This is a genomic window from Bradyrhizobium sp. ma5 (assembly GCF_042258955.1).
Taxonomy (GTDB): Bacteria; Pseudomonadota; Alphaproteobacteria; order Rhizobiales; family Xanthobacteraceae; genus Bradyrhizobium.
On sequence record NZ_CP170156.1, the window covers coordinates 65,046 to 79,739 of the forward strand.

The window sequence follows — 14,694 nt, forward strand, 5'->3', positions numbered from 1 at the left end:
GTCTCGCGCACGCAATATTAACCGCGTGTCTTAACCGGGTGGTTTCACACCGGCCGCGAGACACGTCCTGATGGCGGGCAGAAAAGGAAAAGTTCGGATTAAAGTAAATGACTTGAAAACAACACTTGGCCACAAACGCGCCGCAATGGCGCCGCGCCTCTGACAATCCCGTGAAATGGCCGCGCCCATAGCGTTTTCGAGCGAAGCGGATGTCGGTTTGCGTGACGAGAAAGCGAAAGGCCGCGGCGGAGATCGCGCGCGGCCCTTCTTCAATGTCCCGATATTGCCGTTGCCGGACTACTTCTTGTTCTGCCGGTTCTGCACGAGGTCGTCGACCACGGCCGGATCGGCCAAGGTCGAGGTGTCGCCGAGGCTGGACGGCTCGTCCTCGGCGATCTTGCGCAGGATGCGGCGCATGATCTTGCCGGAGCGTGTCTTCGGCAGGCCGGGCGCGAATTGAATGAGGTCCGGCGAGGCGATCGGGCCGATGTCCTTGCGGACCCAGGCGACGAGGTCCTTGCGCAAGGCCTCGGTCGGCTCGGTGCCCTTCATCAGTGTGACATAGGCGTAGATACCCTGGCCCTTGATGTCGTGCGGGTAGCCGACAACGGCGGCTTCCGACACCGCCTCGTGCGCGACCAGCGAGCTCTCGACCTCGGCGGTGCCCATGCGGTGGCCGGAGACGTTGATGACGTCGTCGACGCGGCCGGTGATCCAGTAGTAGCCGTCGGCGTCGCGCCGGCAGCCGTCGCCGGTGAAGTACTTGTTCTTGTAGGTCGAGAAATAGGTCTGCTCGAACCGCGCATGGTCGCCATAGACCGTGCGCATCTGGCCCGGCCATGACTTGGTCAGGCAGAGATTGCCCGAGGTCTCGCCGTCCAGCGTCTTGCCGTCGGCATCGACGATTTCCGGCATCACGCCGAAGAACGGCCGCGTCGCCGATCCCGGCTTCAGCTTGGTCGCGCCGGGCAGCGGCGTGATCAGGATGCCGCCGGTCTCGGTCTGCCACCAGGTGTCGACGATCGGGCAGCGATCGTCGCCGACCACGCGGTGATACCACTCCCAGGCTTCGGGATTGATCGGCTCGCCGACCGAACCCAGCAGGCGCAGCGACTTGCGCGAGGTCTTCTTCACCGGCTCGTCGCCGCCCTGCATCAGCGCGCGGATCGCGGTCGGCGCGGTGTAGAAGATGTTGACCTTGTGCTTGTCCACCACGTTCCAGAAGCGCGAATTGTCCGGGTAGTTCGGCACGCCCTCGAACATCAGCGTGGTCGCGCCGTTGGCGAGCGGTCCATAGAGAATGTAGCTGTGGCCGGTGACCCAGCCGACGTCGGCGGTGCACCAGTAGATGTCGCCGTCGTGGTAGTCGAACACGTATTGATGCGTCATCGACGCGAACACGAGATAGCCGCCCGAGGTGTGCAGCACGCCCTTCGGCGTGCCGGTCGAACCCGAGGTGTAGAGGATGAACAGCGGGTCCTCGGCATGCATGTGCTCGGCCGGGCATTCCGTCGTCACCATCGCGGCGGCCTCGTGATACCAGAGGTCGCGCGTCGGGTTCATGTCGATCTTGCCGCCGGTGCGCTTCACCACCACGACCCAATCGACGCCGCCGGTTTTTGCGATCGCGGCATCGACATTGGCCTTCAACGGCACCTTCTTGCCGCCGCGCAGGCCTTCGTCGGCGGTGATGACCACCTTGGAATCGCAGTCCTTAATGCGCTGGGCGAGGCTGTCCGGCGAGAAGCCGCCGAACACCACCGAGTGGATCGCGCCGATCCGCGCGCAGGCCAGCATGGCGTAGGCCGCTTCCGGAATCATCGGCAGATAGATCGTGACGCGGTCGCCCTTCTTGACGTTCCGCGTGCGCAGGATGTTGGCCATCTTGCAGACTTCGTCGTGCAGCTGGCGGTAGGTGATGTGCTTGGATTCGGAGGGATCGTCGCCCTCCCAGATGATCGCGGTCTGGTCGCCGCGTTTCTCGAGATGGCGGTCGATGCAATTCCAGGCGACGTTCAGCACGCCATCCTCGAACCATTTGATCGAGATGTTGCCGGGCGCGAAGGAGGCGTTCTCGACCTTGGTGAAGGGCTTGATCCAGTCGATCCGCTTGCCGTGCTCGCCCCAGAAGCCGTTGGGGTCCTTGACCGAGTGCGCGTACATCTCGCGGTATTTGGCGTCATCGATATAGGCGCGCTTGGCCCAGTCGGCCGACACGTCATAGATCTTCTCGGACATCGCTTTCCTCCACTCATTGCCGATCGCAAACGACGCGACGGCAAGCCGTCTTGATCATTGCCGCGATTATGCGTTGCCGCATTCCGGCCCGGCAAGGAAAAATGACTGTCACTTTCGTCGCGTCGAAGCCGCCGGACATCCCGTCGGCTTCCTCATCTGATGGGGCGGTTTACCGCGCCTCGTTGACGAGTGAAACCTATGCTTCATCGTCTGCTCCGGGTCACTGGTCTCTTGGTCGTAGTGGTATCGTTCTCTGCTCAATTCGCCGGCGTCCTACGCCGTCACCGCAGTCCCTAGCTGTCGCGAAAGAATCGCGGACCGCGATCCGCCCGATGCCGATATGGGAGAGCCTCAAAGCAATGTTTGGGAGCGAGGTGACGCTGACTGCGACACGGCGCCTCGACGCCAATTCTGCTGGACCACCTGCCGCGCATTTCGATGAATGATCGCAGGGCCGCCGCGACGATCTGCGCCGACGATTTCGTCCGAACCGCCTGTGCGGCTGGCGCTGTCCGGAAGAGCCGGGTGGATCGTGAGGTGCGGTGGCGCCGTCCGGGGATCCGGTACGAAACGGCACGATGCCTGACCTGCCTGCTGCAGCCAGGTCGTGCTGGTCGCGCCCAAAAGCCCGGTTCCCAAGCCGGGCTCCCGCAATTTTGACCGATCCTGGAGGGGCCAAAATCAAGGTTAGTGGGCGAATGGCACCCTTGAAAGGTATTTAGGAACCGTTGATAACCGATTCGCGACTCGCAATGTCAGCCCTGACGCCCTAAATCGCGAAATCGAGGCCGGATGGCCAACCGGAACCAAGCCCGAAGCAACGGCATTACCGGGAGAACAGCGGAACAAGGCGTCTTGGAAGTATGATGGATCAGCAGAACATCGCGGCTGTGCGGCCCATGTCCGCCGATCCCGCTGTCGCCCTGGCGAAGGCGCTGGGCCAATGGCCCAAGCAGTCGCCACGAGCCAAGCTCCAGCCGTCGGCAAAGCTCAAGCTCGCCGCGCCCGCCGTCGAGGATCTGGCGCGCGATCTCGGTCTTCGGCTCGGCGACCAGAACGAGCTGACCATCCGCCGCATCAAGCGCGGCAAGAATTATTCATTCGTTCGTGCCAATGGTTCGCGCGTCCGCGATGCGCGCACGATCCGGCGGCTGCATGCGATGGCGGTTCCGCCCGCCTATCGCCAGGTGCGCTATTCCAGCGATCCGAGCTCGCATCTGCAGGCGGTCGGCCGCGATGCCGCGGGCCGCTTGCAGTATCGTTATCACGCCGACTGGGAGAAGGTCCGCGAGCAGCGCAAGGCGCATCGCCTGGCCAAGCTCGTCGCCGCGCTGCCGAAGATCCGGCGCAAGGTCTCGGCGTTCCTGTCTGGTGACGAGCCGACGCGCGAGTTCGCGCTGTCGGCGGTGATCGAGCTGATCGCGCGGACCGCGATCCGGCCCGGCAACGAATCCTACGCCCGCCTCAACGGCACCCGCGGCGCCACCACGCTTTTGAAGTCCAACGTCACGCTGGAAGACGATTCGCTGGTGCTGACCTTCAAGGCCAAGGGCGGCAAGGCCGTGCGCAAGGAATGCGACGCGGCCAAGCTGGTGCGCGCGATCGGCATTCTGCGCGATGTCCCGGGCAAGCGCATGTTCCAGTATCACGACCGCTCCGGCGTCGTCCGCGCGGCCTCGACCACGGCGGTGAACGCGTTCCTGCGCGAGCTCGCCGGCATCAAGATCTCGCTGAAGGATTTCCGCACCCTGATGGCGTCGGCCGTCGTCGTGGAATCGCTGTCGCGGATCACGCCGGCCGCCAGCCAGCGCGGCCGCAAGCGCCAGGTGCTGGATGCGATCCGCGCCGCCGCCGACCAGCTCTCCAACACGCCGGCGATCTGCCGCAAGAGCTATGTCCACGACACCATCGTCACCGCCTTCGAAGACGGCATCCTCGAGCGTTTCGCGGCGACGATGGGCGGTTACCGCACCCAGTCCAAGCGCGAGCAGTTGCTGGCGCAGGTGGTAATGGCGGCCGGAGCGTAAGCTCCTCTCCGTCGTCCCGGCGAAGGCCGGGACCCATTACCCCAATTGTTGATTGTGGAAACGAGCTGGAGCCACAGCGCGCTCTAACGATGCTGGCCTGTGGTTATGGGTCCCGGCCTTCGCCGGGACGACAACAGGGTTGGTCCGGTCGCTACAGCCCGCCCATCTTGCAGACGTACTTCCATTCCTCTGATGTCACCGGCTGCACCGAGAGCCGCGAATATTTCACCAGCGCCATGTCGGCGAGCTTCTTGTCGGCCTTGATCGCGGCCATCGTCACCGGCGTCTTCAGCGGCTTGTCGGCCTTGATGTCGACGCAGACGAACTTGGCGGTCTTGTCGGTCGGATCGGGATAGGCTTCCTTGACGATCTCGGCGATGCCGACGATCTCCTTGCCCTCGTTGGAATGATAGAAGAACGCCTTGTCGCCCTTCTTCATGTTGACGAGGTTCTGCCGCGCCGTGAAGTTGCGCACACCGGTCCAGGCTTCGCCCTTCGCGCCCTTGGCGACCTGCTGGTCCCACGACCAGACCGACGGCTCGGATTTCACCAGCCAGTAATTCATCGCAACTCACCCCGTGCTCGATCGCTCATCGCGCGGCAATCTACAGGCACCCGGGCGCCCGCGACAAGCGCGGGCATCCGGTCTTGATGGCGTCACTCACTGCTTCAGATATCGATCGAAGAATTTGGCGATGTCGGTGAAGGCTTCCTTGGTCTCGGGCGCATCGATGTTCATCTGGTACTGCGCGTGGGATTGCCCCTCATAGACATTGAGATCGGCGATCACGCCGGCGCGGCGCAATTTGCGGTGTGTGCGAACCGTGTTGCTGAGGAACAGGTCGCGCGTGCCCGATGTCAGGATGGTCGGCGGAAAGCCCTTGAAGTCACCGTAGATCGGCGAAATGTAGGGATTCTTCAAGCTGGTCCCGTTGGCATAGAGCTTGGCCGCGCGGCCGAGCCATCCGTCCCAGGTCACCAGAACGTTGTCGACCCACTCATTGCTCGCGTAGCTGTCGCCGATCCTGTCGATGTCGGACCACGGCGTGCCCGGCGCGATGGCGGCCGGCAGCGGCAGCTTCTCGTCCCTCGCCCGCAACACCATCGCAAGCGTCATCGCGCCGCCGGTCGAAGTGCCGAAGATCGCCAGCCGGTGGCGCTCGTGCGATTTCAGAACCTCCTTCCAGACCGCCATCGCGTCGTCCATCGCGGCCGGATAGGGGAAGTCCGGCGGCATCCGGTAGTCGACCGAGATCACTTTGAAGCCGCCGAAGCCGGCCATCATGATGGCTTCCGGCAACGCGGCTTCGCCGGGCCCAAACACGTAGCCGCCACCATGCACGTGGATCAGCAGGCGCCGCCGGTTCTCGAGCGCGATCTTGTTCGGCGTCACGACGTAGCAGTGCACGCCGGCAATTCTGGTTTCCTCGACCTTGACGCCGAGCTTCGCTTTCATGGCCGGAATACCCGCGATCAAGAGCTTGGCGCGGCGGTCGATCAGCTCCTTCCACTCCGCAGGGGTTTTCGGGTCGGCGTTGAAATGCGACGGGTAGGGCGCGCCGATCATCGCCAGCATCTCCGCCGAGACGTCACTTGAGGGATTGTCGATCGATTTGAGCGGGGCGACTCGCTTGCCATCCTCGGCGTTGGCCGCGGCTTCGCGCTTGGCGAGTTCGTCGTACGGTACTGTCGTTTGCGCGCGTGTGGTGGTGCTGGAGGTGGCGATGGCAAGCAGAATGCTGATCGAAACGATAACGTGACGCGGTTGACGCATGTACTGTCCCCAAGCTTGGTTTTCTTGTTGTTGGAACGGGATCCGGCGATTGCCGCGACGCTAGCACAGCACGCATGATCTCGACGTGGAAGTCTGCGCCGTCAAGCGCGACCGGCGCAGACCCGCTATGGGTGGTTGAATGCCGTCTGCGGTAGCTCACCCGCAGCGAAATCCAGGAAGCTCCGAATGCGCGGCGCCATCAGGCGTGCGCTGGGATAGATCAGCTGCACCGGGATCGGCGCGACTTCGTAGTCCCGCAGCACGCGGACCAGCGACCCCGCCGCGAGTTCACCCGCAACCTGGTAGGACAGCACGCGCGTCAGGCCCATGCCGTCACGCGTCAGTCCGATCGCCGTGTCGGCGCGGTTGACCTCCATGCGGCTCGATACCTTGACCTTCTGCGGACCGCTTTGCTTGTGCTGGAACGGCCAGGCCGCCGGGCTCGCCTGATTGACGAAGGTCACGGCGTGATGCTGTACGAGATCGTCGGGCCGGCGCGGCCGGCCGTGCCGCTTCAGATAATCGGGGCTGGCGACGACAATGCGCCGGACTTCCCCGACGCGCCGGGCCCTCAGCGAGGAGTCCGTCAGATGGCCGATTCGCAGCGCGATGTCGATCCGTTCGTCGATCAGATCGACCAGACGATCCTCGAGCGTCAGTTGCAGCGTGATGTCGGGGTGACGTTCAAGGAATCCGCGCACCAGCGGCGCGACGTGACGGCTGCCGAACAGCGTCGGCGCTGACAGCTTGATGTTGCCGCGCAGGCTCGCGGCCTCTCCGATCGCGCCATCGATCGCGTCGTCGTAATCGGCGAGCAGGCGGCGCGCCTGCGCCGCAAGCCGCGCGCCGGAGTCGGTCAGCGACAGCTTTCGCGTGGTCCGTTGCAGCAGCCGGGTGCCGAGGCGCCGCTCGAGCTCGGCGACGATCCGCGTCGTCGAGGAGGGTGAACGTGCGAATTTGCGCCCGGCGGCCGCAAATTGTCCGCTGTCGACGATCGCGAGAAACAGGCGGAGCTCATCGAGCCGGTCCATCGTCATCCCCTCCCTGATTGTTCTGAAACACGGAATGATCTCTGCTGAAATCGGGCGATTGTGCCAACACGCAATTGTGTGAACGCTGGCGGCACGCAATGCGGGGAGACGACATGCTGCTGGATCGCCGAACGTTTACGACCATGGCCGCGGCTTCCGTCACGGCCGCGACAGTGCTGTCCGGTCGGTCGCGCGCGGCTGGCCGCCCGCCTTTTCGGGCGGTCGTCTTCGACGGCTTCCCAGTGATCGATCCCCGTCCGGTATCCGCCCGGCTGGAAGAGATGTTCCCCGGCATGGGAGCGGAGCTGGGCGCTGTGTGGCGAACCCGGCAATTCGAATACGGCTGGCTCAGGACGCTCGGCGGGCAATATGCCGACTTCTGGCGCGTCACCGAGGACGCGCTGCAGTTCGCGGCGAAGACGATGAAGATCTCGCTCTCGCCCGAGCAGCGCGATCGCCTGATGCAGACCTACCTGGAACTCAAGGCGTGGCCCGACGTCGTGCCGGTGCTGGTGCAGCTTCGCGCCGCCGGCCTGCGCATGGCGTTTCTCTCCAACTTCACCGCGCCGATGCTGGACGCGGTGATCAGGAATTCCGGGCTCGAGGGGCTGTTCGAAGAACACCTCAGCACCGACAAGGTCGCTGCCTTCAAGCCGGATGCGCGCGCCTATCAGATGGGTCTCGATGCGTTCGGACTGAAGAAGGAGGAGATCGTCTTTGCGGCATTCGCCGGATGGGACGTGGCCGGCGCAAAATGGTTCGGTTATCCGACCTTTTGGGTCAACCGCACCAATGCGTCGGCCGAAGAACTCGGCGTGACGCCCGATGGAGCGGGGGCGGGACTGCACGACCTCGTCGCCTTCGCGACGGCGCGGTGATCAGGCGCCTTTGCGCGAAGCGGTTCGCGTGGAGAAAACGTCAATACGACAAGCGCTAGCCTTCGGCCTTGAATGGCCGCGTCAGCAGGCCTTCGATCGCGTCATCGATCGTCAGCCGGTCGCTCAGGATCGCGGCGACCGCGTTTGACACCGGCATATCGACCTTCTGCACAGCCGCGAGCTCGCACAGCACCGGCGCGGTGAACGCGCCTTCGGCGAGCTTGCCGACCGGCGCTGTTTCACCGCGGCCGAGCGCGAGGCCGAGCGCGAAATTGCGCGATTGCGCGGTCGAGCAGCTGAGCAGGAGATCGCCCAATCCAGACAGGCCGGAGAGGGTTTCGGTGCGCGCCCCGCAGGCGCGGCCCAATCGTGCGAGCTCGCTGAAGCCGCGCGTGGTCAGCGCGGCGAGCGCGGAGGCGCCGAGATTTTTGCCGACGACGATGCCGGCGGCGATCGCCAGCACATTCTTGGCCGCGCCGCCGATCTCGACGCCGCGCACGTCGGTGGTGTGGTAGGGCCGGAAGGTCGCCGAGCCGAGCGCTTGCACGAGCGCGCGTGCCAGCGCCTCGTCCGTGGTTGCCAACGTCACGGCCGTCGGCAATCCGCGCGCGACGTCGTCGGCAAAGCTCGGTCCCGACAGGATCGCGGGCACGGCGCGCGGTGCTGCTTCCGCGATCACTTCGGTCATGAATTTGTGCGTGCCGTGCTCGATGCCCTTGGCGCAGGCGATGACGGGCGTATCGGGCTTGAGGTACGGCGCAAGGTGACTGACCGCCGCGCGCAGATGCTGCGCCGGGGTGACCGCGAGGACGATGTCCGCACGCGCGGCCGCCGCAAGATCCGATGTCACCGCGATGCCGGGCTGAAGCTGGACACCGGCCAGCTTCGGATTGACCCGCGTCGCCTGGATCTGCGCGGCATGTTCGGCATTGCGCGCATACAGCGTCACCGTGCGTCCGGCGCGGGCCGCGACCTCGGCCAATGCCGTGCCCCAGGCGCCGGCACCGATCACGCTGACTGACATATGCGCGGGCATCGGAACCCTCAGTTCAATATCCGGCGCGGCTGTTGGCGTGGCCGGCCGGCGCCTTGGCGTTGGCATCGAGCAGCCAGCGGGCGCGCGGCGGCGCTTCCAGCGTGTCGGTCAACCCAAGCGCCATCCGCTCGGCGCCGGCCCAGGCGATCATCGCGCCATTGTCGGTGCAGAGCGCCGGCGGCGGAATGATCAGCGTGGTCTGTGCTTTCGCCGCGACATCCTGCAACGCGCTGCGGATGGCATGGTTGGCGGCAACGCCGCCGGCCGCGACCAGCGCGCGCGGCGTGCCGAACCGCTCCTCGAACAACCTCAGGCCGACGGTCAGCCGATCCGCGGTCGATTCCAGCACCGCGGCCTGGAAGCTCGCGCAGAGATCGCTGATGTCCTGCGGCTCGAGCGGCTCAAGGCGGCTGGCCTCGTTGCGCACCGCCGTCTTCAGTCCCGACAGCGAGAAATTCGCATCGGGACGGCCGAGCATCGGGCGCGGAAGCGCAAATCGCGTCGGGTCGCCGCCGGCGGCTGCGCGCTCGACTTGCGGCCCGCCGGGATAGGGCAGCGACAGCATCTTCGCCACCTTGTCGAACGCCTCGCCCATCGCGTCGTCGACCGTGGTGCCGAGCCGCACATATTCGCCGACGCCGACCACGGCGACGATCTGGGTGTGGCCGCCCGAGGCCAGGAACAGGCAATAGGGAAACGCCAGCGCGCAGGTCAGCCGCGGCGTCAGCGCGTGCGCCTCGAGATGGTTCACCGCGATCAGCGGCGTATCGTGCACCATCGCGATCGCCTTCGCGGTGGTCAGACCGACGATCACGCCGCCGATCAGGCCGGGGCCGGCGGCGGCTGCAACCGCCGACAATTGTCCGTAGCCGACACCGGCCTCCTTCATGGCGGAGGCGACGATACCGTCGAGCAGGTCGACATGGGCGCGCGCCGCGATCTCCGGCACCACGCCGCCGAAGCGGGCGTGCTCGTCGATCTGCGAACGCACGACGTTGGAGAGGATCCTTGCCTGCCCGTCAGCCTGGCGCTCGACCACGGCGGCTGCGGTTTCATCGCAGGTGGTCTCGATCCCCAGCACCAGCATCGGCGGTTCGTGTCCCAATTTCGGCCCTTGTGCTACGAGCATGATCCGGACAGGCCGGAACCGGTTTCCGGCAAGATCATGTTCATCAAACTGTCCCCTCCGGGGTAGCATTGCGGGGTCTCAAAGTGCAATCGGTCGGCAAGGTCCAATTCGCAGCGCGGGAGGCCTGATCCGTGACCATCCTTGTCACACGACCGCATCCGGACAATGACGCGACGCTGGCGACGCTGCGCCAACGCGGCTTTGAGGCCCTCGCGGCGCCGGTGCTGCGCGTCGAGCCGTTACCGTTCCATGACGACGATGCGGATTATGACGCGGTTATCCTGACCAGCGCCAACGCGCCGCGTGCCATCGATCTCGCCGGCAGCCGGCTGTTGCGGCTGCCGCTGTTCGCGGTGGGCGCGCACACCGCCGACGCCGCGCGCGCCGCGGGCTTCGACCGGGTGATGGTGGCCAAGGGCGATGCGGTGAGCTTGCGCGATCTCGTGCTCGCGCGGGTCAAGGCCGGCGAACTCGCGGCGTCAGCCACGCTCCTTTATCTCGCCGGCGCCGACCTGTCGCGCGATCTGGCGGGCGAGCTCAGCGAAACGGGGCTTACCGTCGTCACCCACACCACCTACCGGATGGCGCCGGTGGCCGGCTTCCCGACGGAGGTCGGTGACGCCTTCCTGGGCAACCGGATCACCGCGGTGCTGCATTATTCCCGCCGCAGCGCGCAGGCGTTCCTGGACACCATACGGGCCGACGGAATCGAGATTTCGGCGCTCGCACTGCCGCAATGCTGCATCTCGCCCGCGGTCGCCGCGGTGCTCCATGATGCCGGCGCGACCAAGGTGGTGGTGGCGGCGCGCCCGGACGAAAACGCCCTGCTGGAGGCGCTGGTGCGCACCCTGCGGCCGTGAGCGGAATAATTCTTTCGTCTGACCATGATGTTAGGCAATGCTCCGTTTTTCGGATCGTGCTCTAAGAACGTCGGCCGATTCTGCTACAATGTGCGGCCAGTAGTTTTGAGGACCCTCGCGATGGCTGATGAAAGGCCCGACGACCCAGGACCTTCGCCGGATTCCCGGCCCAAGCGCGCGCCGCCGACCATCGATCTTCAGGCGACCGAGATCTCCAGCGAGCCGCCAAAGGCCGAGGGCGGCGAGGAAGCCCCAAAGGATACCGACAAGGCAGCGGAGGCCGCCGCGCCCGAGGCGGAGCCTCATCCCGATCCTGCTCCCCACGCCGAGCCGCAGCCCGAGCCCGCCGCCGCGGCGTCCCAGGCCGAGCCGTCACGGCCGGTATCTCCCTGGGTGGTGGCGCCGGTATCGGGCGCGGTCGCGGCAGCGCTGGTGATCGGGGTCGGCTGGTTGCTCGGCTGGCCCGCGGTGCCGCCGGCGTCGGCGCCGCAGCCCAGCGCCGCAACGGTGGACGAGCTCGGCACGCGCCTGACCGCGCTTGAATCGAAAGCCGGCAGACCGGTCGCTGCGGCCGCCGATCCCGCGGCAACCGCGCGGCTGGAGGCGCTCGACAAATCGATCGCCGCGTTGCGCACCGAGCTCGCTGCTGCGCGAGCGCAATCCGACAAGCTTGCGGCAGCGGTCAATGATGTGAAGGCCGCGCCGCGCGATGGCGCGGCTGCGCCCGACATCTCCGGCATCACGGCACGCATCGACAAGGTCGAGGGTGCGGTGAAGGCGCAGGGTGCCGCGATCGCCAAGCAGGACAGCAAGATCGCCGACACCAAGGCCGAGGCGAAGGCGGACGACGTGCCGCTGCGCCGCGTGGTCGCGGCATCGCTGCTCGACGTCGCGGTTCGTCACGGCGATCCCTACGCCTCGGCGCTCGAGGCCGCGAAAGCGATCGCCGACAATCCCGACGTGCTGAAGCCGCTCGACGTCTTCGCTGCGTCAGGCGTGCCTAGTCCGAACAAGCTGTGCCGCGATCTGATCGAGATCGTGCCGCAGCTCGCGCCGCCGGAAGCTGCGGCGTCCAGCGCCGGGCTGGTCGATCGTTTGAAGGCCGGCGCCTCCACCCTGATCCAGATCGAGCGGACCGACGGCACCGGGACCGACCGCGGCAGCATCGTCGCGCGCGTGACATCGGCCGCCGTGCATAATGATCTCGCATTGACTGAGCGCGAATTGAAGTCGTTGCCGCCGGCCGATCGCACCGCGGCGCAAGCCTGGCTTGCCAAGGTGGACGCACGCCGCGCCGCGCTCGACGCGTCGCGCAAATTTGCCGACAACGCCATGGCGGCGCTCGCCACGGTCAACCAGTAAATCCTTGCAATAGGTTCTCGATGATCCGGATCATTCTGTTCCTGCTGCTGATCGCGCTCGCTGCAGCGGGTGCGGCCTGGTTGGCCGATCAGCCCGGCGATCTCGTGCTGAACTGGGGCGGCTTGCGCTTCACGTCCAAGCAGCCGATGTATCTGCTCGGCCTCGTCATCGTCGTCGCGATGGTCGCCGGCGTGATCCTGCGCGGCCTGTGGAAGATCCCGGGTCACGTCCGCCGCGGCAGGCGCGAGCGGCGTCACGCGCGCGGCCGTCACGCCATCACGCAAGGCCTGCTCGCGATCGGGCATGGCGATTCCGCAGGTGCCCGCGCGCATGCCGAAGTGGCGCGGCGCCACGCCGGCGGCGATCCGCTGGCGCTGTTGCTGCACGCGCAATCGGCGCAGCTCGACGGTGATCGCGACGGCGCGCAGCGCGCCTTCCGCGCCATGGCCGAGCGGGCGGACACGCGGCTGCTCGGTTTGCGCGGCCTGTTCATCGAAGCGCAGCGCGCCGACGATCCGGTGGCGGCGGTGATGATTGCCGAGGAAGCGCTGAAAATGTCGCCGTCGTCGTCTTGGGCTTCGCATGCTGTGCTCGGCTTCTGCTGCGCCAAGGGCGATTGGGCCGGTGCGCTGTCGATCATCGACAACAACCAGGCCGCCGGGTTGATCGACAAGGCGACCTATCGGCGGCAACGCGGCGTGCTGCTCACGGCGCGTGCGCTGGAGTTCGAGACCGTCGATCGCGATTTGTCGCGCTCGAGCGTGATGGAGGCGCTCAAGCTGGCGCCGACGCTGATCCCGGCCGCGGTGCTTGCCGCCAAATTCGAGAGCGAGGCGCATCAGGTGCGCCGTGCGATGCGTATCGTCGAGACCGCGTGGCTGGCGCAGCCGCATCCCGATCTCGCCGATGCCTATTCGCATGTGCGGCTCGGCGATGCCGCGCGCCAGCGCCTGGTGCGGGTCGAGACGCTGGCGGCGAAAACGCCTGGGCATATCGAGGGCGCGCTGGCGATCGCACGCGCCGCGATCGATGCGACCGAATTCGCCAAGGCGCGTGCGGCGCTGGAGCCGTTCACAGCGGCGCCGACGCAGCGGGTCGCGCTGCTGATGGCGGAGATCGAGCGCACCGAACATGGCGACGGCGGCCGGGCGCGGGCCTGGACCTTGCGCGCGGTGCGCGCGCTGCACGATCCGGTGTGGACCGCGGACGGCTACGTCTCCGACCGCTGGCGTCCGGTGTCGCCGGTCACCGGCCGTCTCGATGCCTTCCAGTGGCAGACGCCGGTGGCGGCGCTGCCGTCCGACAAGGGCAATGCGATCGAGCCCTCGCCGTTCGAGGAGGCGATGCTGGCGCCGCGCCGGGTCGAGCCGCCGAAGGAAGTCGCCAGCGAGCCGCCTCCGCCCAAGCCGCCTGAGCCGGTCGATATCAAGCCCGTCGAGCCGGTCGCGTTGCCTGTGCAGGACAACACCCCGGTGCCGGCGGCGATCGAGGCCGACCCGGCCCCAATTCAGGCCGATCCGCCCGCCCCGGAGCCGGTGCCGGAGCCGCCGCCGGCCGCCGAATCGGCTCCCCCGGCCCCCGCCCCCCTGTTCCGTTCCCGGACCGACCTGCCGAAGGCGGCGCCCGCGCCCATTCCGGCCGTGATCCCCATCGTCCGGGCCCCCGACGACCCCGGGGTCGACGAGGACGGCGCCGTGGACGAATTTGCGGAACAAATCGGCCCGGCCAAGGCCCAGATCGGCGGTTGGCGCGGATTTCTGTCACGTTTGGGAAGCTAATCGGCGGTTAGATAACCGGTGTGCGGTTCAATAGCTGCGTTTTCCTTGCCAATCGGGGTCATGCCCGATATCAGGTGGCGCGCTGTCAGGCCGTTGCCGAACGGTTCGCCGCAATAGCTCAGTTGGTAGAGCACGTCATTCGTAATGACGGGGTCGGGGGTTCGAGTCCCTCTTGCGGCACCACTCCTCAGGAACATCCCCCGTCTCGATGCGCAGGCGAGATTTACTCGCCTGGATTCTCCCACGGCACAATCTGCATATGATCGCGACCGGTCCGCCGGCTGCCCGGTTGGCGACCGTGGCGGCTCCGCGGTGCGTCAGAACATGGCACAACCCCGGCGCGAGATGCGAAAACACGAAGAAAACGTCGAATGCCCGGCCCGCGCCGAGACGAACGCGGTATTCAGATGGGTGACGTGAACCTGGCGACGTAAACGCCCGAGCCGATCTGCAACACGCGGAACATCCTCCGGTCGCAAACTCCAGCGCAACACCAACCGCATCCGATGCGCAAGCCAACTAAATGATTGGTGAGATGAGACGCGACATGGAGCAGAATAAGCGCGGCGGAATCGGTGTTC

11 protein-coding genes and 1 tRNA gene are annotated in these 14,694 nt (G+C 66.3%); 6 read left to right on the plus strand and 6 right to left on the minus strand.

What is annotated here, in order from left to right; all coding sequences use genetic code 11:
- Positions 1-297: 297 nt before the first annotated feature.
- Positions 298-2,238: an acetate--CoA ligase gene (gene acs / locus ACE103_RS00335; protein ID WP_375777898.1), complete on the minus strand. Its 1,941-nt coding sequence runs from the start codon at positions 2,236-2,238 to the stop codon at positions 298-300.
- A gap of 863 nt (positions 2,239-3,101) precedes the next feature.
- Between acs and ACE103_RS00340 the strand changes: the two genes are divergently transcribed.
- A complete protein-coding gene (locus ACE103_RS00340) occupies positions 3,102-4,265 on the plus strand; it encodes a DNA topoisomerase IB (RefSeq protein WP_375777899.1) in 1,164 nt (387 codons plus the stop codon).
- A 151-nt stretch (positions 4,266-4,416) separates the two neighbouring features.
- Here ACE103_RS00340 and ACE103_RS00345 read toward each other — a convergent pair whose 3' ends face one another.
- From ACE103_RS00345 to ACE103_RS00355, 3 genes are all read right to left on the minus strand, one after another.
- A complete protein-coding gene (locus tag ACE103_RS00345) occupies positions 4,417-4,830 on the minus strand; it encodes an EVE domain-containing protein (RefSeq protein ID WP_223971169.1) in 414 nt (137 codons plus the stop codon).
- A gap of 96 nt (positions 4,831-4,926) precedes the next feature.
- The gene (locus ACE103_RS00350; protein ID WP_375777900.1) at positions 4,927-6,039 is read right to left on the minus strand and encodes an alpha/beta hydrolase; all 1,113 of its coding nucleotides are present in this window, start codon (positions 6,037-6,039) and stop codon (positions 4,927-4,929) included.
- A gap of 125 nt (positions 6,040-6,164) precedes the next feature.
- Complete coding sequence (locus tag ACE103_RS00355; protein WP_375777901.1) at positions 6,165-7,070, minus strand: LysR substrate-binding domain-containing protein; 906 nt, start codon at positions 7,068-7,070, stop codon at positions 6,165-6,167.
- 113 nt (positions 7,071-7,183) lie between these two features.
- On the opposite strand from ACE103_RS00355, the gene ACE103_RS00360 reads away from it, so the two are divergent.
- A complete protein-coding gene (locus tag ACE103_RS00360; protein ID WP_375777902.1) occupies positions 7,184-7,948 on the plus strand; it encodes a haloacid dehalogenase type II in 765 nt (254 codons plus the stop codon).
- A 55-nt stretch (positions 7,949-8,003) separates the two neighbouring features.
- Here the strand turns inward: ACE103_RS00360 and ACE103_RS00365 are convergent, their stop codons facing one another.
- Positions 8,004-8,984 carry an NAD(P)H-dependent glycerol-3-phosphate dehydrogenase gene (locus tag ACE103_RS00365; RefSeq protein WP_375777903.1) on the minus strand — a complete coding sequence of 327 codons (981 nt, stop codon included), beginning with the start codon at positions 8,982-8,984 and terminating at the stop codon, positions 8,004-8,006.
- Between the two features lie 13 nt (positions 8,985-8,997).
- The gene (tsaD, locus tag ACE103_RS00370; protein WP_223972491.1) at positions 8,998-10,071 is read right to left on the minus strand and encodes a tRNA (adenosine(37)-N6)-threonylcarbamoyltransferase complex transferase subunit TsaD; all 1,074 of its coding nucleotides are present in this window, start codon (positions 10,069-10,071) and stop codon (positions 8,998-9,000) included.
- Between the two features lie 173 nt (positions 10,072-10,244).
- Here tsaD and ACE103_RS00375 point away from each other — a divergent pair, with 173 nt between their 5' ends.
- From ACE103_RS00375 to ACE103_RS00390, 4 genes are all read left to right on the plus strand, one after another.
- Complete coding sequence (locus ACE103_RS00375; RefSeq protein ID WP_375777904.1) at positions 10,245-10,973, plus strand: uroporphyrinogen-III synthase; 729 nt, start codon at positions 10,245-10,247, stop codon at positions 10,971-10,973.
- 120 nt (positions 10,974-11,093) lie between these two features.
- On the plus strand, positions 11,094-12,335 hold the full coding sequence (locus ACE103_RS00380; RefSeq protein ID WP_375777905.1) for a hypothetical protein: 1,242 nt from the start codon (positions 11,094-11,096) through the stop codon (positions 12,333-12,335).
- Positions 12,336-12,355: 20 nt separating this feature from the next.
- Positions 12,356-14,113, plus strand: coding sequence for a heme biosynthesis protein HemY (locus ACE103_RS00385; RefSeq protein ID WP_375777906.1), 1,758 nt, complete (start codon positions 12,356-12,358; stop codon positions 14,111-14,113).
- Positions 14,114-14,220: 107 nt separating this feature from the next.
- Positions 14,221-14,296: transfer RNA gene (locus ACE103_RS00390), tRNA-Thr, on the plus strand.
- Positions 14,297-14,694: the final 398 nt, after the last annotated feature.

Bases quoted from the DNA above. Each gene is read 5' to 3' on its own strand.
- ACE103_RS00365 (WP_375777903.1), bottom strand. From the start codon at position 8,984: ATGCCCGCGCATATGTCAGTCAGCGTGATCGGTGCCGGCGCCTGGGGC.
- ACE103_RS00355 (WP_375777901.1), bottom strand. From the start codon at position 7,070: ATGGACCGGCTCGATGAGCTCCGCCTGTTTCTCGCGATCGTCGACAGC.
- ACE103_RS00385 (WP_375777906.1), top strand. From the start codon at position 12,356: ATGATCCGGATCATTCTGTTCCTGCTGCTGATCGCGCTCGCTGCAGCG.
- ACE103_RS00350 (WP_375777900.1), bottom strand. From the start codon at position 6,039: ATGCGTCAACCGCGTCACGTTATCGTTTCGATCAGCATTCTGCTTGCC.
- ACE103_RS00340 (WP_375777899.1), top strand. From the start codon at position 3,102: ATGATGGATCAGCAGAACATCGCGGCTGTGCGGCCCATGTCCGCCGAT.
- ACE103_RS00345 (WP_223971169.1), bottom strand. From the start codon at position 4,830: ATGAATTACTGGCTGGTGAAATCCGAGCCGTCGGTCTGGTCGTGGGAC.
- ACE103_RS00360 (WP_375777902.1), top strand. From the start codon at position 7,184: ATGCTGCTGGATCGCCGAACGTTTACGACCATGGCCGCGGCTTCCGTC.
- tsaD (WP_223972491.1), bottom strand. From the start codon at position 10,071: ATGCTGGTGCTGGGGATCGAGACCACCTGCGATGAAACCGCAGCCGCC.
- acs (WP_375777898.1), bottom strand. From the start codon at position 2,238: ATGTCCGAGAAGATCTATGACGTGTCGGCCGACTGGGCCAAGCGCGCC.
- ACE103_RS00380 (WP_375777905.1), top strand. From the start codon at position 11,094: ATGGCTGATGAAAGGCCCGACGACCCAGGACCTTCGCCGGATTCCCGG.